The sequence below is a fragment of the Emcibacteraceae bacterium genome (assembly GCA_041396985.1).
GTDB lineage: Bacteria > Pseudomonadota > Alphaproteobacteria > Sphingomonadales > Emcibacteraceae > Pseudemcibacter.
The window spans coordinates 706,191-726,606 of record JAWKXO010000001.1; the positions used below are offsets into that span (position 1 = coordinate 706,191).

General features: G+C 47.9%; 17 protein-coding genes and 1 riboswitch. Of the genes, 6 read left to right on the plus strand and 11 right to left on the minus strand.

Features of this window, described 5'->3' with window-relative positions:
- Window positions 1-58 precede the first annotated feature (58 nt).
- Window positions 59-1,297: a kynureninase gene (kynU, locus tag R3D86_03370; GenBank protein MEZ5757243.1), complete on the minus strand. Its 1,239-nt coding sequence runs from the start codon at window positions 1,295-1,297 to the stop codon at window positions 59-61.
- A 107-nt stretch (window positions 1,298-1,404) separates the two neighbouring features.
- Between kynU and R3D86_03375 the strand changes: the two genes are divergently transcribed.
- Entirely contained in the window at window positions 1,405-2,268 is an 864-nt protein-coding gene (locus R3D86_03375; GenBank protein ID MEZ5757244.1) for an alpha/beta hydrolase, read from the plus strand.
- A 1-nt stretch (window position 2,269) separates the two neighbouring features.
- Here the strand turns inward: R3D86_03375 and R3D86_03380 are convergent, their stop codons facing one another.
- The gene (locus R3D86_03380) at window positions 2,270-3,331 is read right to left on the minus strand and encodes a Glu/Leu/Phe/Val dehydrogenase dimerization domain-containing protein (GenBank protein MEZ5757245.1); all 1,062 of its coding nucleotides are present in this window, start codon (window positions 3,329-3,331) and stop codon (window positions 2,270-2,272) included.
- Between the two features lie 17 nt (window positions 3,332-3,348).
- On the minus strand, window positions 3,349-6,804 hold the full coding sequence (locus R3D86_03385; protein ID MEZ5757246.1) for an indolepyruvate ferredoxin oxidoreductase family protein: 3,456 nt from the start codon (window positions 6,802-6,804) through the stop codon (window positions 3,349-3,351).
- A 135-nt stretch (window positions 6,805-6,939) separates the two neighbouring features.
- On the opposite strand from R3D86_03385, the gene R3D86_03390 reads away from it, so the two are divergent.
- Both R3D86_03390 and R3D86_03395 read left to right on the plus strand, forming a co-directional pair.
- Window positions 6,940-7,416: an Lrp/AsnC family transcriptional regulator gene (locus tag R3D86_03390; protein ID MEZ5757247.1), complete on the plus strand. Its 477-nt coding sequence runs from the start codon at window positions 6,940-6,942 to the stop codon at window positions 7,414-7,416.
- Between the two features lie 84 nt (window positions 7,417-7,500).
- The gene (locus R3D86_03395) at window positions 7,501-9,474 is read left to right on the plus strand and encodes a prolyl oligopeptidase family serine peptidase (GenBank protein MEZ5757248.1); all 1,974 of its coding nucleotides are present in this window, start codon (window positions 7,501-7,503) and stop codon (window positions 9,472-9,474) included.
- Window positions 9,475-9,538: 64 nt separating this feature from the next.
- Here the strand turns inward: R3D86_03395 and R3D86_03400 are convergent, their stop codons facing one another.
- The 4 genes from R3D86_03400 to R3D86_03415 are packed head-to-tail and all read right to left on the minus strand — an operon-like array spanning window position 9,539 to window position 12,948.
- A complete protein-coding gene (locus R3D86_03400; protein ID MEZ5757249.1) occupies window positions 9,539-10,108 on the minus strand; it encodes a hypothetical protein in 570 nt (189 codons plus the stop codon).
- Complete coding sequence (soxC, locus tag R3D86_03405; GenBank protein MEZ5757250.1) at window positions 10,095-11,396, minus strand: sulfite dehydrogenase; 1,302 nt, start codon at window positions 11,394-11,396, stop codon at window positions 10,095-10,097. Before soxC ends, R3D86_03400 begins: the two co-directional genes overlap by 14 nt.
- Window positions 11,397-11,452: 56 nt before the next feature.
- Window positions 11,453-12,040, minus strand: coding sequence for a nucleotidyltransferase family protein (locus tag R3D86_03410; GenBank protein MEZ5757251.1), 588 nt, complete (start codon window positions 12,038-12,040; stop codon window positions 11,453-11,455).
- Complete coding sequence (locus tag R3D86_03415) at window positions 12,037-12,948, minus strand: XdhC family protein (protein MEZ5757252.1); 912 nt, start codon at window positions 12,946-12,948, stop codon at window positions 12,037-12,039. The genes R3D86_03410 and R3D86_03415 overlap by 4 nt, the downstream gene beginning before the upstream one ends.
- A gap of 122 nt (window positions 12,949-13,070) precedes the next feature.
- On the opposite strand from R3D86_03415, the gene R3D86_03420 reads away from it, so the two are divergent.
- Window positions 13,071-14,105, plus strand: a complete 1,035-nt coding sequence (locus R3D86_03420) for a metal-dependent hydrolase (GenBank protein MEZ5757253.1) — start codon at window positions 13,071-13,073, stop codon at window positions 14,103-14,105.
- Here the strand turns inward: R3D86_03420 and R3D86_03425 are convergent, their stop codons facing one another.
- A complete protein-coding gene (locus R3D86_03425) occupies window positions 14,106-15,305 on the minus strand; it encodes an argininosuccinate synthase (protein MEZ5757254.1) in 1,200 nt (399 codons plus the stop codon).
- A gap of 168 nt (window positions 15,306-15,473) precedes the next feature.
- Window positions 15,474-16,424: a serine hydrolase gene (locus R3D86_03430; GenBank protein MEZ5757255.1), complete on the minus strand. Its 951-nt coding sequence runs from the start codon at window positions 16,422-16,424 to the stop codon at window positions 15,474-15,476.
- Between the two features lie 171 nt (window positions 16,425-16,595).
- Here R3D86_03430 and R3D86_03435 point away from each other — a divergent pair, with 171 nt between their 5' ends.
- Window positions 16,596-17,375, plus strand: a complete 780-nt coding sequence (locus tag R3D86_03435) for a DUF817 domain-containing protein (protein MEZ5757256.1) — start codon at window positions 16,596-16,598, stop codon at window positions 17,373-17,375.
- Window positions 17,376-17,387: 12 nt separating this feature from the next.
- Here the strand turns inward: R3D86_03435 and R3D86_03440 are convergent, their stop codons facing one another.
- Window positions 17,388-17,711: a hypothetical protein gene (locus R3D86_03440; protein ID MEZ5757257.1), complete on the minus strand. Its 324-nt coding sequence runs from the start codon at window positions 17,709-17,711 to the stop codon at window positions 17,388-17,390.
- A gap of 112 nt (window positions 17,712-17,823) precedes the next feature.
- The gene (gene thiC / locus R3D86_03445; GenBank protein MEZ5757258.1) at window positions 17,824-19,671 is read right to left on the minus strand and encodes a phosphomethylpyrimidine synthase ThiC; all 1,848 of its coding nucleotides are present in this window, start codon (window positions 19,669-19,671) and stop codon (window positions 17,824-17,826) included.
- Window positions 19,672-19,726: 55 nt separating this feature from the next.
- A riboswitch (TPP riboswitch) is annotated at window positions 19,727-19,835 on the minus strand.
- Window positions 19,836-19,915: 80 nt separating this feature from the next.
- Between thiC and ruvX the strand changes: the two genes are divergently transcribed.
- Entirely contained in the window at window positions 19,916-20,377 is a 462-nt protein-coding gene (gene ruvX / locus R3D86_03450; protein ID MEZ5757259.1) for a Holliday junction resolvase RuvX, read from the plus strand.
- Window positions 20,378-20,416 lie beyond the last annotated feature (39 nt).

The window sequence follows — 20,416 nt, forward strand, 5'->3', positions numbered from 1 at the left end:
CTCCATGAAAAAGATTGTGTTTTGAATATATCATAAGTTGGATTGAAAATGGAGTTTTTTAGGTTACTGCGCCAACCTGTTTAAATTCCGGTCTGTTCCAACGGCCTTCCTCCATGATTTTTTTAAGTTTTTCTACCGCATCCCAGACATTGACATAGGAAACATAGAGCGGCGTAAAGCCAAAGCGCATAATATCCGGTGCCCTGAAATCACCAATGACATTGTCAGCAATAAGTGCCTGCATAATGGCAAAACCATTTTCACACGAAATAGAAACCTGACTGCCGCGGCGGGCATGGTCGCGCGGAGTGACAATTTTAAAATCATATCCTTTCAGGCGCTCATCTATAAGCGCAATGAAAAGATCGCATAATTTTAATGATTTTTTTCTAATTTCATTCATGTCCGCGTGCATAAAAATATCAAGCCCCACTGCTGAAAGGGCAAGGGATACAATCGGCTGTGTACCCGTGCTGAACTGCCAAATATCCTTGCGTGGCCGATAATCACGTTCAAAACCAAACGGCTTATCATGCCCCCACCAGCCGGTCAGCGGTTGAACCGCCTTGCCCTGATGACGTTTTGCAACGAACATAAAAGACTGTGATCCTGGCCCGCCATTCAGATATTTATATGTGCATCCAAGGGCGAAATCCACATTTGAGCCGTTCAGATCAACAGGAAGTGCCCCGGCACTGTGGCAAAGATCCCATATGGTCAATGCCCCAACATCATGTGCTTTTCTGGTTATAGCTGCCATGTCATGGAGATGTCCGGTTTTATAATGTACATGGGTAAGACAGACTACGGCCACATCATCACGGATGGCATCCATAATTTCACCGTCTTCGGCAAAACGGATCTCATGGCCCCGGCCAAGCTGTTTAATAAGTCCCTGAACCATATAATTATCAGTTGGAAAATTGCTTCCTTCCATCACGATTATTTTTCGGTCAGGGCGCTGCTCCAGCGCCGCCGCCACCAGTTTATAAACATTAAGTCCCGTTGCATCGGCATAAATGACTTCACCTTCATCAGCACCTATCAGTTTCGCCACTTTATTGCCAAGCTTCTGAACAAGCGTAAACCAGCCCGCCTTGTTCCAGCTTTTAATCAGATCAGTACCCCATTCCAGTTCAATAACGTCTTTGGCCCGTGCCATAGCCGCTTTTGGCATGGCACCAAGGCTATTGCCGTCAAAATAGATCATCCCTTCCGGAATATTGAATTCTTCAGCAAAGGGGGCTAATGGATCCTCATTATCCAGGGCAATAAAATCATCGCGGGTCAGTGTCATATCCTATGGTCCAATTTGATAAAAAAGCACATTATCATTGTTCAATGAGTGCGGCTATGTAAAAATATGAGCCTGACTATAACAAAATAATGATAAGGGGCAAATCATTGAAACCATACGAAACTATGGACCATGAAACACTGGAACGTGAATATAGTCCAAGCAGCTGTATTGACGATATTATGGTTTATATAAATCAGTATGAAAAACGCAGCGTGGAAGCGAGAGCAGTGCTTCAAGAGCAAATCCGGCCAGATATAAAATATGGAATTGAAGAACGATCCCATATGGATATTTTTGTGCCGGACGGTACCGGTCCCTTCCCCGTTCAAGTTTTTATCCACGGCGGATACTGGCAGCAGCTCTCCAAAAATGAAAGCTGCTTTGCCGCCAAAAACTTTATTGATCATAAAATTATTTTCATTGCCCTTGATTATACCTTGGCCCCACAGGCAAATATTCAAGAAATTATTGATCAGACAAGGCGCGGCATAATCGCCATATTAAAAAATGCGCCGTCTTTTAATGGCGATCCCGACAATATCACCATATCCGGCAGTTCCGCCGGTGGTCATCTTGTCGCGGAAGTGCTCAGTACCGATTGGAAAGCTTACGGATATGATCGCTGCCCGTTAAAAGGAGCCCTTGCCATCAGTGGGGTTTTTGATCTGGAACCCTTGGTAAAAACCTATGTCAATGAACCACTTAAAATGAGCATAGAAGATGCCCGCGCCGCCAGTCCGCTTCATCATATTCCAAATGACTGCTGCCCGATTATATTTACCTACGGCGAGAATGAAACGTCCGAATTTAAACGCCAAACCCATGAATATATGGATGAATGTCTTCGCCGGGGGATTGAGTGTGCCTATCTGGATATGCCTGCGGTCAATCATTTTGATATTGTTTTTGATTTAAATGAAAAGGACAGCCCATTGTTTCAGGCTGTCCTGCATCAGATTGAAGCATAAACTAAGCAGCTGATTTTTTCTTCAGCCTTGCTGCGGCCAGTATTTCTTCAGCCATTTCATCGGCAACCACATTGGTCGGGCGCTGTTCTTTATCGGCGCGCTCAAAAATATGGATCAGCGTATTATAGATATTATCGACTTTCCGGTTCACCCAGTCGAGATCATAATTACCGCTTGTTTCCCCGGATACGTTGATTATGCCACCGGCATTAATTACATAATCAGGGGCAAATAAAATGCCCCTGTCCATAAGACGCACACCATGACTGTCATTGGCCAACTGATTATTTGCCCCACCGGCAATAATGGATGCTTTGATATTGGGGATCGTTTCATCATTTAAAATTGCCCCCAGTGCGCATGGGGATAGCACATCTGCCTTTACTGCCAAAATTTCCTCAGCCGGCACAATAGTCGCCCCGAATTTTTCCACAGCCATTACCAGATTTTCAGCAACAATATCACTGACCAGCAGCTTTACCCCATCAGAATGAAGATATTCACAAAGATATTGTCCCACATGTCCAACCCCCTGAACCGCAACGGTCAGTCCATCAAGTGTGTCCCTGCCCAGTTTATATTTCACGGCTGCTTTGATGCCGTTATAAATGCCTTTTGCAGTAAAGGGGGACGGATCACCACTGGCATGATCCCCCTGCGGCAATCCGGCGACATAGTTGGTTTCTGTGGCAATCGTCATCATATCCTCGGTTGTCATGCCGACATCTTCAGCCGTAATATAAGTGCCGTCCAGGCTATCAACAAAGCGGCCTAGTGCTTTAAAAATCGCTTCCGATTTATCGGTTTTAGCATCCCCGATTATGACCGCCTTTCCACCGCCGAGCGGCAAACCGGCCATGGCGTTTTTATAGCTCATCCCGCGGGCAAGCCGCAGCACATCATTCAGGGCATCCATTTCATTTTCATATGGCCACATGCGGCAACCCCCGGCCGCGGGGCCGAGTGACGTATCATGCACAGCAATAAAGGCTTTTAAGCCGGTGTCTTTATCATTTAAGTAAGCGAGTTGCTCATGGCCCCGGAATTGATTTTTATCGATCATTTTATTCTTCTTCCCGCTCAGGAAGCCTGCTTCATTGGTGTTTTATTCTCAAGCTCATTCAAAAGCCGCTTCAGTTCAATTTTGGCTTTTTGAATATTTTTATCCTTAACATGCCCATATCCCTTATAGGATAAGGGCAGTTCAAGAATTTTAAGGCACAACTCGTAATTGTCTTTGTTCAGTTTGTCGAGAATAAATTGAACAAGATCTTCATATTCCCTGATCAAAGCCCGTTCCATTTTACGTTCTGCTGAATAACCAAAAATATCAAACGGTCCACCGCGCAGGAATTTTAATCTGGCCACAATTTTTAGTGCTGCCATCATCCACGGGCCAAACTCACGCTTTTTGATTTTTCCGGTAACCGGGTCTTTTTTCTCAAAAATCGGCGGGGCCATATGAAATTTCAGTTTATAATTGCCATCAAACTGGGTTTCCAGTTTCTTAATAAAATCACCGTTTGTATAAAGTCGTGCGACTTCATATTCATCCTTGATAGCGAGCAGTTTATGATAGCTTTTTGCCACTGCTTCATAAATGGCACCTTTATCTGTTTTTCTCACTTTTTCCATGAACTTAAGATATTTTTCCGCAAGCGCCCCGTCCTGATATTGCTCAAGCATAATTGTCCGTTTTTCAATCATATCGGTGACATTGGTTGAAATTTTTTGCCCCTCAGCACCTTTAACCATCGGCGCGATAAATGCCTGCAAGCGCTCAAGATTATGAGCAGCCATCCGGCCACAGGAAAAGGTCTGTTTATTTTTTTCCACGGAGACACCGTTAAGGTCTATCGCTTTCAGTATGGCATCAAGGGATAAGGGGATAAGCCCTTTCTGCCAGGCATATCCCATCATAAACACATTGGTGGCAATGCTGTCGCCCAACAGGATTGTTGCCAGTTTTGTTGCTTCAATATAATGGCGACTGTCATCACGGGTGTGGGCTTCAACAGATTTTTTTAATTGTTCCTGTTTAAAATCAATGGCGTTATTTTCCACGAAGGCCGAAACCGGTGAATTATGGGAATTGATCACGGCACTGGCCCGGTCACTTCTGACACATTCAATTGCCTCGGGGCTTGCCCCGACCACCAGATCACAGGCGAGCAATAAATCAGCACAGCCCGTTAAAATATGGGGGGTTCTAAGCACATCAATATCCTTACCCAGCCTTACGTGAGTAAGCACAGCACCACCCTTTTGCGCCAGCCCGGTCATATCCAGCAGATTACTGGCCAGACCATCAATATGGGCTGCCATCCCCAGAATACCGCCAATGGTCAGGACCCCGGTGCCACCGACACCGGTCACCAATATGTTATATTCGCTTTCCACTTCGCTCACTTTGGGAAGAGGAATATTTTCCAGAAGTGCATCAAGCCCGGTGACTTGTGGTTTTTTAAGCTTGCCGCCAATTACACTGACAAATGACGGGCAGAAGCCCTCAACACAGCTATAATCTTTATTACAGCTGGACTGATTGATTGTGCGCTTGCGGCCATATTCTGTTTCAAGCGGCTCAACCGACACACAGTTTGATTTAACCGAACAATCCCCGCATCCTTCGCAGACCGCATCATTGATAAACACCCGCCGGTCCGGGTCAGGAAATTTTCCGCGTTTACGGCGGCGGCGTTTTTCCGCGGCACAGGTCTGATCATAAATTATAATGGTGCAACCATCTGTCTCCCGCGCTTCAAGCATTATGGCCTCTAGCTGATCCCGGTAAAGAATGGGGATATCCCCCGGAATTGCCCCGCGGGATTTATAACGCTCCAGATCCTCTGTCAGAATCCAGATTTTTCTGGCACCTTCACCGCGCATTTGCTGGGCGATTTTTTCGACCGTCAGTGCCCCTTCCACCGGTTGACCGCCGGTCATGGCGACAGCGTCATTATAAAGAATTTTATAGGTGATATTAACCCCTGCCGCGATCGAAGCGCGGATCGCAAGAATGCCGGAATGCTGATAGGTGCCATCCCCCAGATTGGTAAAGATATGCTTTTCGTCAGTAAAGGGCGACTGACCGATCCAGGGTACACCTTCCCCGCCCATTTGCGTGAAGGTATCGGTTTTCCGGTCCATCCACATTGCCATGATATGGCAGCCGATCCCGGCCGTTGCCCGGCTTCCTTCCGGCACTTTGGTCGACGTGTTATGCGGGCAACCGGAGCAGAAAAAAGGTTTTCTGATCAGTGGGGACTGGTATTCTGCCTGCATCGCTTCGCGGCGGTTAAAATAGCGGCGGGCAAATTCAACCATCTTTCCTTTATAAAAATGAGAAATCCGGTCGGCAATCACATGGGTGATCAGTCCCACAGATAAGTCATTTTCCGGCGGCAGCAGCCAACGGCCCTTTTCATCATATTTTCCGACCACTTTCGGGCGTTTGTCGGCATGCCAGTTAAAGAGCTGCTGCTTAAGCTGGTTTTCAATAAGCTCCCGTTTTTCCTCAACAATCAGGATTTCTTCAAGCCCTTCACAGAATTTCCGCACTCCTTCCGGCTCAAGCGGCCAGGGCATACCGACCTTATAAAGGCGAAGGCCGATTTTTTCGGCTACCTTTTCATCAATGCCCAGCTCATAAAGCGCCTGACGCACATCGCCGTAGGTTTTTCCGCTGGTGATGATGCCAAAGCGCGGCTTGCTGCTGTCCATCACGACATAATCAAGTTTGTTTTTCTTGCCAAACGCCAAAGCGGCAAAAAGCTTATAACGCTGCAATCTGAAATCCTGTTCGCGCCAGACATCAGCCGGGCGGATATGGACGCCGCCTTCCGGCATTTCAAATTCATCATCGCCGGGGATCAGGATTTTTCGGTGTTCCCGGTCGAGATCAACGACACCCGTGCTTTCCGCCGTTTCGCTCGTCACTTTAAATGCCGTCCAGCAACCGCTATAACGTGACATGGCAATACCAAGAAGACCATATTCAACAAATTCCTGCATATTGGCCGGATAAAGCATCGGCAGCATGGTTGAATAAAAACTGTGATCAGATTGATGTGGGATAGTTGATGATTTACAGGCATGATCATCACCGGCAATCGCCAGCACGCCGCCGTAAGGCGACGTCCCGGCGGCATTGGCATGCCTAAACACATCGCAGCTGCGGTCAACGCCGGGACCTTTACCGTACCAGATACCGAACACACCGTCATATTTCGCGCCCTTATACATATTAACCTGTTGGGTGCCCCAGACGGCGGTGGCCCCAAGCTCTTCATTAATACCTTCCTGGAAATAAATATTTTCCGCCCTTAAATATTTTTCGGCTTTATGAAGGGCCGCATCATATCCGCCAAGCGGTGAGCCGCGATAACCGGAAATAAACCCGGCCGTATTAAGCCCGGCTGCCTTATCACGCCAGTGTTGCACAATAGGAATACGGACAAGGGCCTGTGTCGCCGTCATGAAGGCTCGACCTTCGGCCAGTTCATATTTATCATTCAGTGAAATTTCAATACCCATGGCAAGCGCTCCAATGCCCATAATAGATAAAGGATAATAATTGCACATTTTTTGGGAAATTACCTTTCTATTTTGGGCAATTTTCCTTATATTGCGAAAGAATATATCATATTTATGACTTTTTAGGGTAAAATAATGCTGGTTAAATTAAGTGATATTGACAGGAAGATTTTAAAGACCATTCAGCGGGACAGCAGCATCACCAATAATGAGCTGGCCGATCTGGTCGGGCTGTCGGCTGCGCCATGCTGGCGACGCATAAAAAAGCTTGAGGAAATGGGTATCATTTCTAAAAGGGTCGGGCTGCTTGATCCCAAAGCACTCGGCCTTAACATCATTGCTTTTGCCAATGTCAAACTTTCCCATATTCAGGAAGATGCGCTTGAAAAATTTGAAAAGGAAGTGATCAAATTTGACGAAGTGACCGAATGCTATACCATCAGCGGGTCTATGGATTTTCTGCTGCGCATTGTTACGGAAAATATGCAGTCATATGAAAAATTCCTGAGGCAGAAACTGCTTCGCCTTCCCATGGTCAGCGAGATTAATACCCATTTCGCCGTAACACAGGTCAAATATACCACCGCCGTGCCGCTTAAGCTTTCCGATTAAGCCACAAATAAATGACGGCAATTTCACTTTTATTTTTGGTGCTCAGGCACTATCCTTGAAGCCGAACAAAATAATGGTGGAAAAATGATCAAAAAAATATCTGTTGTCCTTGGCTCGCTTACCCTTCTGACCGGCTGCGGTGATGATGTCACCGAAGCGCCCTATGGGTCCTGGGCATCACCGATCACGGCGGAACTGACCACCCGCAATGCGGTCAGCTTAAGAAGCGTGCGTTTTGACGGTGATGATATTTACTGGATCGAAGGGCGCCCCGATGAAGGTGGCCGCCGCGTCATCGTAAAGCGCGACAAGGACGGCAATGTCAGCGACGCCATACCGCAAGGGTTCAGCAGCCGAACACGCGTTCATGAATATGGCGGCGGATCCTATAATGTCTGGGACGGCACCATTTATTTTTCCAACCATAGTGACCAGAAACTTTACCGTTATAGCGGTAGCGGCGAACCGCAGGCGCTGACCGCCGATGGCTACCGCTATGCCGACTGTGTAATGGACGCTGGTCATAACCAGCTGATCTGCGTGCAGGAAGACCACAGCCACGAGGGCGAGCCGGTCAATACCCTTGTTTCCGTCAGTCTTGAGGGCGGTGTAAAGGTCAGAACCTTATTCAGCGGCACTGATTTTGTCTCCAGCCCCGCCATCAGCCCGGACGGCAAAACCATTGCCTGGATCACATGGGATCATCCCAATATGAACTGGGACGATACAAAAATGTGGATGGCGTCCCTCACCCCGCAGGGCAGCCTGTCAGGGACCAAAACCGTGGTCAGCCGCGCCAGCCTGTCGGTGCAGGAACCACGCTGGACCGATGACGGAAAGCTATATTATATTTCCGACCCCGACGGCTGGGAAAACCTGCAACGCTATAATGATGGTGAAAGCGCCCCCGTTACCGAAGAGGATGCGGAATTCGGCAGTTTCAGTTCGCTGGGCGCCCATTCATATGCCTATCTTGATAATGAAACCGCCGTCGCCGCCTATGATCAGGACGGTGTATCGCATCTGGCAACCATTGATCTGACAGACGGCGATGTTGATGAGATTAAAACCCCATATGTCAGTATTTCAAATGTTTATGCACATGCGGGCAAAATATACCTGATCGGCGCGACCACCACGACAGCTGCCGAAATTGCCGAATATGATAATGGCGATTTTATCACCATCAAAAAAAGCCAGGAACCGATTGTTGATGAAGATTATATCTCGGAGCCGGAGGCGATTACCTTTTCCAATTTATTGGGGGAGCCGACCCACGCTTTTTACTACGCGCCGAAAAATAAGGATTTCGTCGCCCCCGAAGGCGCACTTCCACCAACCATTGTCCGCCTTCATGGTGGCCCGGTCGGCGCGACCAGCTCCGCTTTCAGCGCAGGGAACCAGTTCTGGACATCGCGGGGTTTTGCCATCATCGATATTAATTACGGCGGCAGCACCGGTTATGGCCGCGCTTACCGCGAACGGCTGCGCGGGCAATGGGGCGTGGTTGATATCAATGACACCATTGCTGCGCTTGATTACCTGGTGGACGAAGGGCTGGCCGACCGCAAAAAACTGTTGATCCGCGGCGGCAGCGCCGGTGGATACAGCGTTCTGGTAGCCCTTAGCACCACGGATATTTTTGCCGCCGGCGCCAATTATTACGGCATCAGCGATCTGGAAATCCTGGCCCGTGACACCCATAAATATGAAAGCCGCTTTTTGGACAGCCTGATCGGTCGTTATCCGGAAGACATTGATATTTATAAGGAACGGTCGCCGATCAATCATCTCGACGGTTTTACCAAACCGCTTATTGTATTTCAGGGGCTCGCCGACCCGGTTGTCCCGCCGAACCAGTCGGAACTGATTGTGAAAGCGCTCCGCGATAAAGGCGTACCAGTGGCTTACTATCCATATGAGGGCGAATATCACGGCTTCGTCAAAAAGGAAAATATCATTCATAGCCTGGAAGCAGAGCTGGTCTTTTACGGTAAAATCCTCGGCTTTACCCCGGCTGGCGACCTGCCGGAAATCACGATTGATAATTTTTACTGATGAATATCTGGATTAGAGAATAAAGCCGCCATGCTTAGTGTAAACATGGCGGAACTTAATTAAATTATTCGTTTTTGGTGCGGTATTTTTTTGGCACTTCCGGATAGGCATTGATGAAATTGTCATGATTGGGCATGACCACTTTCGGCAATGTGTCCTTATTAATCACATCATTTTCACCGATGATACCGTTCTCGCTAAGCAGAAAGGCGGTCAGCGCATAATATTCGCTGTTGGTCAGCGACATCGGCGATGTATAGGGCATAGCCTTGCGGATGTAATTAAACACAGTTGTCGGGTATGGCCAGTAGCTGCCGATGGTGGCGACCATATGATCGGTGCCGATTGTTCCTCGCCCGCCGAACAACGTATCTGCCGGGTCTTCCGGCTCATAATCGGTCAGCTTGTCGGGCGGGTTCATATGGCAAATATGACAGTTATTTTCGAATAGTTCCGCGCCCTCCACGGCGGTGCCCTGCCCGTCGGGCAGATTTTCCCCGTCCGGGAAAACGGACCAGAAGCGCTTATCAATATCGGCCTGTGTCGCCGGTTCGCCAAAGCGGCTTTGCTGTGCCACAACGGTCTGTGCGCCACTAATCATCAGGGCAGCAATAAGGATTTTATGCATAGACATGTCTGATCGCCCCCATTGCATTGACGCTCCAGCTATGGATGGCGTGATAATGATAAAAGGCGTCCTTGCCGCGGGCGGCGAGCAGCTCTTCACGGGTTGGCTGAAGACGTCCGGCTTCATCGGTGGCGCGGCTTTGCAGGATTGCGGGGCTTCCATCCCACATCCATGGAATTCTGAAGCGGGTCAGCATTTTATCATAAATCGGCCCTTCAAGGGCGGCTTCGGCCCAGGTTTTGCCGCCGTCAGCGGAAACCTCAACCTTGGCGATTTTGCCGCGCCCCGACCAGGCAAGCCCGGTTATTTCATATAGCCCTTTTTTCTTGAGGCTTATGGCGCTTGAGGGCCGCGTAATCATTGATTTCACGTCCATTTCGAGCGAGAATTGCAGCGCTTTGCCGTCATAAAGTTTGTCGGTATATTTTGATGTTTCAAAGCGTGACATCACCGGTTTATCGGTCACATATAATGATCGCAGCCATTTAACACTTGTGTTCCCTTCAAACCCCGGATTTAAAAGCCGCATCGGGTAACCCTGACTCGGGCGGATGCGTTCCCCGTTCTGGTAAATGGCGATTATGGTATCATCAAGCGCCTTATCAATCGGGATGCTGCGGCTTAAGGACCCGCTGTCGCCGCCTTCGGCGATAATCCATTTGGCATCCGCCGATATGCCCACTTCATCAAGCAGGGTTGAAAGCGGTATACCGGTCCATTCGCTGCCCGAAACAAGGCCATGGGTCATATACATGAAATTCTGGTCCGGATTTTCCGACCAGCAAACCCGGCTGTTGCCGGAGCATTCCATGAAATATTTTCTGGTCACTGTCGGATAATTTTCAAGCGCCTCAATATCCCATTTAAGCGGCTGCTTGACCATACCGTGAATGACGACCTTGTGTTTTGCCGGGTCAATATCCGGAATACCGTGGTGGGTCACTTCAAAATGAAGGCCGCTTGGCGTGATGGTTCCCTGCAACAAATGATGTGGTGTGCGGCCGGATGATGACGCGGTCCGACCGCCCGATGGCGGCGCAACAAAGCGCTGTACGCGTCCCTTTTCAAACTGGCTGACATCGCCATAAAGCGGCAGGTCATCACCAGGATATAGGGTCCAGTCCTCCTGCCCCTCGCCCACGATGGCGTCCTGTGCTATGGCGGGGGCGCCGCTGGCCAGCGTTGCCCCGGTTGCTAATGCCGAATTAATAAAAAAACGGCGGCTCATCAGGCCGTTCCCGGCAGCCTGATCGGTCGCATCAACGACCAATGTTTTCGTCTTTGATTGTGTCATGTTTCTCTCCCCTTCAGATAAATACTATATCCAGAACTCACAGAAAAACAAGGGGGCTAAAATTGTTCCATGATCCGGTTATAGGAATCCGGCGTGTCAATGTCATGGAGAATGGCATCGGTTTTCAGATCAACGGCTATCACATCATCCTGATATTTCTGAAGCAGCTTTCTAGCGCCCTTGTCCCCTTGCAGGGTGTCAAATTCAGGGAAAAATTCTTTGGAAAATATGATCGGATTACCAATTTTGCCGTGGCGGGTGGGCGCAATAATCTTACCCGTTTTAAATTCAGCGATCAGCCGGTTATAATTGTCCGCCGAAATATAGGGCATATCACCAAGGCAGATCATCACCCCGTCGCAGTCCTTATGAAGTGCCGCCATACCCGCTTTTATGGATGAACTTAATCCCATGCCATAATCGGCGTTATGGGTGAATTTCACAGGCTGGCTAATCCCCGCTGTTACCATTTCATATTCATGGCCGGTGACGACAATAATATCATTAAGATTGCTTGCCATGAGCTGATCAATCACATGGCTGACCATAGTTTTATCATTGAATGTCAGAAGCAGTTTATTGTCCGCGCCCATACGGCTTGATTTGCCCGCAGCAAGGACAATGGCTGTGATACGCGCACTCACGCGATACCCTTAATATTTTCAGCACGGCGGACGGAGATCAGCTCCGCAAGGATGGAAAGGGCAATTTCCGCAGGTTCAAGACTGCCGATATCAAGCCCGGCCGGGCCATGAATTCGGTCAATTTCCGCTTTGCTGAACCCTTTTTCCCGTAGTCTGTTTCTGCGTTGCTGCTGGGTTTTTCGACTACCGAGGGCGGCAATATAAAAGGCGTCCGAACGCATCGCCAATTCAAGTGCCGGATCATCAATTTTCGGATCATGGCTTAAGGTAACAATTGCCGTGCTGGAATTTATCCCTATTTTTTCAATTGCCTCATCCGGCCAGTCGGTCATAAATGTTGTCCCCGGGAAGCGCTCATCGGAGGCATAGGCCGTACGCGGATCAATCAGGATCACATCAATTCCAAGGGTTTTTGCCATGCTGACCAACCCTTGTGAAATATGGACGGCGCCAACCACAATCATCTTTAAGGCCGGTTTATATTCATGGGTAAAATATTTGCCCGAGGCAATTTCCGTATCGCTTTTAAGCTCGCGTGTAATATTCGGGTCCCCGTCCAGAAGGTAAGCGGCTCTTTCCTGAATATTGATAATCGGTTCAACCAGAATATGAACCTCACCACCGCAACTAAGCCCCACTTCCCAGGCCTGATCGGTCGCCACTTCAAATTTAAGAAGCTCGCCTTTACCGCTTTTAAAACAGTCCTGCGCCGTTGTCACCACAACCCCGTCAACACATCCGCCTGAAACGGACCCTTCCATATGCCCGTCAGCATCAATAATCAGATGACTGCCGACAGGACGCGGCGATGATCCCCATGTTTTTACCACGGTGGCCAGTACCATTTTTCGTCCTTCCGCATCCCAATCACGGATGGTTTGCCAGATATGTCTCCAATCAGTGCTCATGGCGCGGACAGTATCAAATTCATTTATAAAAATCACCTTTAAACGTAATAGAATAACAAAATATTTTGGGCCGCCGTTATTTGCTGCTATAAAATAGAAAAGTAACAATTTAGGGTATATTGATGGATCCATTCACGCAGGGTGTCCTTGGGGCCGCCTTCTCGCAAAGCTTTGCCAGAAGAAAGAAAATTCCGGTGGCCTGTCTGGCAGGGGCGCTTGGTGGCATGGCAGCGGATCTTGACATTTTTATCAGATCATCAACTGATCCGCTTCTCGCCATTGAATTTCACCGCCACTTTACTCATTCGATCTGGTTTATACCCATTGGCAGTCTGCTGGTGGCGATGGCGATGTGGCTGGTTTTTTTTAAACTATTCAAAGTTAAAGAATGCGACTTTAAATCGCTGGCAATTTTCTCGACACTTGGCTATGCGACACATGCGACGCTTGATGCCTGCACCAGTTATGGTACGCGGCTTTTCTGGCCACTGTCCAACGAAAGGGTGGCATGGGATACGGTCGCCGTCATTGACCCGCTCCCCACGATAATCATCACAATTTTTGTGGTTCTCAGCTATCGCAGACATTCAAGAACACTGGCGCAGGTCGGCATGGCCTGCTTCATCGGCTATCTGGCGCTTGGGTTTTGGCAGAATTACCGGGTCACCCAAAAAGTGGAACAGATTGCTGCTGCGCGTGGCCATAAAATCAGCCGCATTAAATTAAACCCGACCCTTGGCAATCTGATCGTCTGGCGGGCGATATACCAGTCCGGTGGCAATTATTATGTCAACGCGGTAATCGCCCAGCCCTTTTCCCCGCCAACCGTGATTGAGGGAGCGTCCGTTCCCATGCTCGACCCGGAAAGCATTTATCCGGAACTGGGACCCAATAGTATGGGCAGAAATGATATTCGCCGTTTTGACTATTTTGCGGAAAGTTACCTTTTTAAATATGACGGGACGATTGCTGACCTTCGTTATAGTGCGGAACCCCATAAAATTCAGCCGATCTGGGGCATTCGAGTTCATCCGGACAAGCCGGAAAATCATGTGGATTATATAAGCTACACCCGCCCAAATGGGCGGGCGCTTAATGTGACATGGTCAATGCTGATGGGGACATATGAACCCGCCCCCGCAGAGCCGGACTTTTAATCAGCCACGCATATTGCGAAGACGCAGACGCAGCGCATTCAGCTTGATAAAGCCTTCGGCGTCGCGCTGATCGTAAACCTCGTCTTCCTCAAAGGTGACATGTTCCATGGAATATAGGGATCTTGGTGACTTACGGCCGACCAGTGTTGCGTTCCCTTTATAAAGTTTAAGGCGCACTGTGCCGTAAACATCTTCCTGCGACTTATCAATCAGCGCCTGCATCATTTCACGTTCCGGCGAGAACCAGAAACCATTATAAATGGCTTCGGCATATTTCGGCATAATATCGTCTTTTAAATGCATGGCCCCACGGTCAATGGTAATGCTTTCCATGCCGCGGTGCGCAACAGATAGAATGGTTCCACCCGGTGTTTCGTAAATTCCGCGCGATTTCATTCCTATATAGCGGTTTTCCAGCAAATCAAGACGGCCGATACCGTTTATTTTACCAAGTTCATTAAGTTTGGTGAGAATAGTGGCCGGGGACATGCGCACGCCGTCAATCGCCACCGCATCACCCTTTTCAAATTCAATCTCAATATATGTCGGCTCGTCCGGTGCACTTTCCGGTGAATTGATGCGGTTATAAACATATTCCGGTGCTTCCACCCACGGATCTTCCAGAAGCTTACCTTCCGAAGATGTGTGAAGAAGGTTGGCATCAATGGAAAATGGTGCCTCGCCCCGTTTATCCTTGGCGATTGGAATTTGGTTCTTTTCAGCATAATCAATCAGCTTTTCCCGACTGTTCAGATCCCATTCGCGCCATGGGGCAATAACCTTAATATGCGGGTTTAAGGCATAATAGCCCAGCTCGAACCTGATCTGGTCGTTTCCTTTACCGGTTGCACCATGACAGACGGCTTCTGCACCAACCTTTGCCGCAATTTCAATCTGGCGTTTGGCAATAAGCGGGCGGGCGATTGAGGTGCCCAAAAGATACGTTCCTTCATAAAGGGCGTTGGCACGGAACATTGGAAAAACATAATCGCGGACAAATTCTTCACGCAGGTCTTCAATAAAAATTTCCTTGATCCCGAACATTTCCGCTTTTTTACGGGCCGGTTCCAGTTCTTCACCCTGACCAAGGTCAGCGGTAAAGGTCACCACTTCACACTGGTATACATCCTGAAGCCATTTTAAGATAATGGAGGTATCCAAACCACCCGAATAGGCAAGTACAACTTTATTGATAGACATCACATTTTTCCTTATCGAAATTCATTGCCACAGACGATTCTGCATTCGCGGCGCAGTATAGGGAAAACTACTTGTCGTGCAAGGGCGGATATTGGTCTTCACCATTAAAAGTCGATTTATTTTGCCTGAAAACAGAATTTTCTTCAAAATAATTGCAATTTTCCGAAATTACCTGCTTTCCTCCAGAAATTCAGGTGGCACGCGGGTGCCATATTTCGTGGCACCTGAAAGCCGGGAAAAATACCAGTGGCATGCCCGGGCAATTTCGATCAGTGCTTCTCTGGCCTCATCCGTATCACCATAATTGCCCATCGCGGCAAGTGTATAGGGCCGCCCTTCCAGATCAACCGCACCCCATGACGTATAAACCCCGTCAATGGACCCGGTTTTCTGAAGAACGCGAATACCCGGCGGCGTCCCCGTAGCAATGGCCCCTTCATGAGGAATGGCCATTATATCCTGCATTTCCTTACAGGCATTTTCACTGATCGGCAGATCACAATGATATATTTTTTCCATGATTGACGCGGCTTCAAGCGGTGTGGAAAGATTTTCATTTCCTTTTACACTTTCCATCTGGCGGATCATTTTTCGCTGCAGTTTGGTATTGGCAAAGCCCAGATCTTTCATAATTTTCGTGACATTATCCATCCCGACCTTATCAATCAGGATATTGGTTGCCATATTATCAGAAACCGTAATCATCATCACGGCAAGGTCATGCAGGGAAAGGCTCGAAGTGCCGTCACCAAAATGACTGATATAGCCCGAACCGCCAACCCGGTCTTTGGCCAAAATCGGAACAGCTTCCTTTAAATCAAGCTCGCCACGTTCCGCGCGGATATAAAGGCTGATCAGTAGCGGCACTTTAATGGCGCTGCCTTGTGGGAAAGTCAGTTTTTCATTAACACCAAATTTCTGTTTATTGTTCAGATCAATGACCGAAATTCCCATAACCCCGGGCAGGTCCCGGGCTATTTGGTCCAGCTTTTCCTGAAATTTGTTTGCAAGAATTTTTTGATGTTCATCCTGCGCCATAGCATTGGAGACTATTACGCAGGAAAAAATAACGAATAAATTTATAATAAAAAAACGCACAAAATATTTATTATTGCCCATGATACGACTTCCCCTTATCCATTTTATAAAGGGAAGTATGTTTTAATTATCCAATGACGTCAAGATATTAGGCATTGTATTGTTCTTGTGCCTTAATATACAAATCAGATTACCAGTCATATTTTGGCTTTAATCCATAACTATAAATTCATAATCAATTTTAGGGGTATAATGAGTATTAAGATCGTTTTAAAAGAATTATGGATATTCGGCCTTAAACAGGCCAATGCCGCCATATTTGGTGGCTATCTGCTCGCCCTAATGATCATCAGTAAATATTATTACCCGATTGAAAGCCTGCACCGTTATGATTTCATTTTTATTATGGCGATATTGTTTCAGGTTTTCCTGCTCGCATTCAAACTTGAAACAAAGCGGGAAGCTCTGGTCATTGTCACATTTCATATTGTGGCAACCATTATGGAGCTTTTTAAAACGTCCGATGCCATCGGTTCATGGCATTATCCTGAAGAATATTTTTTCGGTATCGCCAACGTCCCGCTTTTCACCGGGTTTATGTATAGCGCGGTGGGAAGCTATATTGCCCGTGTCTGGCGGATTTTTCAGTTTGAATTTACCGGTTATCCAAAATTCAGCTATACCGTTATCCTGGTTTCACTGATTTATTTAAATTTTTTCGGCCATCATTTTTTCATGGATTTCAGGTGGGTTTTGCTGTTCGTAACGGCCCTGCTTTTTTGGAAAACGAATGTTCACTTTAAAATCATAAAAACCCATCGTCAGATGCCGTTGCTGCTCGGCTGGTTTCTGGTTTCCCTGTTCATCTGGTTTGCGGAAAATATCGCCACATATGCCAATATCTGGCTATACCCAAATCAGAATAACGGATGGCACATGGTGCCACCCGCAAAATTAACGTCATGGTACCTGCTGATGATGCTCAGTTTCGTGCTGATCACGGCAATCAACAGAATTAATAGGAAAGATTAAATGTTATTCGGATCAACGAATACCGATGGTTCCGTTAATATTGAAATCCTTTTCTTTTAACCGGTAACTGGCTTCCGCACCGACAAAGGCATTATCAAGGGTATAGCCAAGACCGACGAGCGGCTCAAAATCCTTGCTGGTGAAATTATAATTTACCCCGAAACTGGCAACAACTTCCTTTGATTTTTTTGATGTAAAAATACGGGGTCCGGCACCGATTTCACCTTTGGTATTAAGTGATAGTGCAAGACCAATACCCATTTCGGCGGATGCTGTGTTGGCAACTGCCAACGTTATCATGATAATCGCTGCTTTAATGGTTATTTTTTTCAACATAGTATCTCCATAAGTTTTATATGTTCCTTTTGGCTGAATTATACTAATCCAGCCTTACCTTCCCCCGTTCGGGCAAGGTAATTTTGAATTTTGTCCATTTAATGGCTAAAGCTTAAAGGCTCTCGTTACTCGCTTTATTGGCATCAACGGTCTGATAAAGCTCGGAGCCTTCATTTTTGAATTTCTGGCTCATTTCCGCCATGCCATCCTTGGCGAAATCGCGGACTTCCTGGCTTATTTTCATAGAACAGAATTTCGGACCGCACATTGAACAGAAATGTGCCACTTTATGGGCTTCCTTGGGCAATGTCTGGTCGTGATATTCACGCGCCTTTTCAGGATCAAGGCCGATATTAAACTGATCAATCCAGCGAAATTCAAACCGGGCCCGGCTCATGGCATCATCGCGGACCTGTGCACCCGGATGTCCTTTTGCAAGGTCGGCGGCATGAGCGGCAATTTTATAGGTAATGACCCCTGTTTTGACATCGTCCCGGTTGGGAAGGCCCAGATGTTCCTTCGGCGTTACATAACATAGCATGGCACAGCCGAACCAGCCGATCATCGCAGCACCGATCCCGCTGGTGATATGATCATAACCCGGGGCAATATCGGTGGTCAGTGGTCCAAGCGTATAAAAGGGTGCTTCATGGCATTCTTTAAGCTGCTTATCCATATTGATCTTGATTTTATTCATCGGCACATGGCCGGGGCCTTCAATCATGACCTGGCATCCCTTGGCCCAGGCGATTTTGGTTAGTTCCCCCAGGGTTTCAAGCTCGGCAAACTGCGCTTCGTCATTGGCGTCGGCGATCGACCCCGGGCGCAGGCCATCGCCGAGTGAAAAGCTCACATCATAAGCGGCCATAATGTCGCAGATTTCCTCAAAATGGGTATAAAGGAAGCTTTCCTTATGATGGGCAAGGCACCATTTCGCCATGATCGAGCCGCCACGGCTGACAATACCGGTGACCCGTTTGGCGGTCATCGGCACATAACGGAGAAGCACCCCGGCATGGATGGTGAAATAATCAACGCCCTGTTCCGCCTGCTCAATCAGTGTGTCGCGATAGACTTCCCAGGTCAGGTCCTCGGCAATGCCGCCGACTTTTTCAAGTGCCTGATAAATCGGCACGGTGCCGATCGGCACCGGAGAATTGCGGATGATCCATTCACGTGTGTTATGAATATTACGGCCAGTGGACAGGTCCATGACATTGTCCGCGCCCCAACGGGTCGCCCAGACCATTTTGTCAACCTCTTCCGCGACGGATGATGTTACGGCGCTGTTCCCTATATTGGCATTGATTTTAACCAGAAAATTGCGGCCGATTATCATCGGCTCCGCTTCCGGGTGGTTTATGTTCCGCGGGATAATCGCGCGCCCGGCGGCCACTTCGCTTCGCACAAATTCAGGGGTGATCTGATCGGGAATATTGGCCCCGAAACTTTCTGCATATTGATCGGGCTTATAATCTTCACCCAGCGCGGCACGGGACATATTTTCACGAATGGCGATATATTCCATTTCTTTGGTGATAATGCCCGCTTTGGCATAATGATACTGGGTCACTATTTTTCCCGGCTTTGCGCGCAGTGGCCTGTTTTTAATCGGAAACTCACGGGCAAGGAACTTGCCGGTGGCGTTGCCGTTATCCTCGGGTTTTACGTCCCGGCCTTCATATTGCTCAACATCGCCACGTTCCAGCACCCAGCTTTGACGTTCTCTTGAAAGTCCGGCATCAATGTCAATTTCTACATTCGGATCTGTATAGGGGCCCGATGTATCATAAACATGCAGGTCTTTTTCGCCCGATGACGGGTCAAGCTTAATAGAGCGCATTGGCACCTGAATACTTTTATCTGACCCTTCAACATAAATTTTTGTCGAGGCCGGGAGCGCACCGGTGGTGACTTCTATTTTCTTGGCATTTTTATCAATTTTGGTTTCAACGTTCATAGCTAGGATCTCCATACATTATAATTGGAGATCCGGGATATAGCGGTAACGGTATTAGAATTTAAAATCCCTTCCCTCCGCCGGAATAACCCGGATCAGGTTCTAAGGGTTACTATCATCATTGCAATAGAATCTCAGTCTCGGTGACTCCCCTAGGAATGCTTATAAGAGTAAACATTTTCCCGCCCAATACAAGGGAAATATATGATGGTAATGACCGATTTTACCCTGTATAAGATGCTTCATGGAAATAGAGATCAGCGAAATCAAATCACACATAAAAAAAGGTGAGCGTTTACTTGGGCTTGACCTTGGCTCAAAAACAATCGGTATCGCCCTTTCTGATACGGGCCTTCGCATTGCAACACCGATGGAAACAATCCGCCGTAAAAAATTCACAACTGATGCGGAACGATTGCTCACCATTATAAATGAACAAAAAGTTGGGGCATTGGTTCTTGGCCTGCCCAAAAACATGGACGGCTCGGAAGGGCCGCGCTGCCAGTCAACACGGCAGTTTGCCAAAAACATGGCCGAGAAAACCGATATTCCCATCTGTTTCTGGGATGAGCGGCTTTCCACCGTTGCAGCCACCCGTACTTTGTTGGAGGCAGACACAAGCCGCAAACGGCGAGATCAGCTAGTTGACAAAATTGCCGCCTCCTATATTTTACAGGGTGTTCTTGATAATCTGGTCCGGTGCTAGAAATTCAATAATTCACTTGCCCCCCTACCCGATTACATC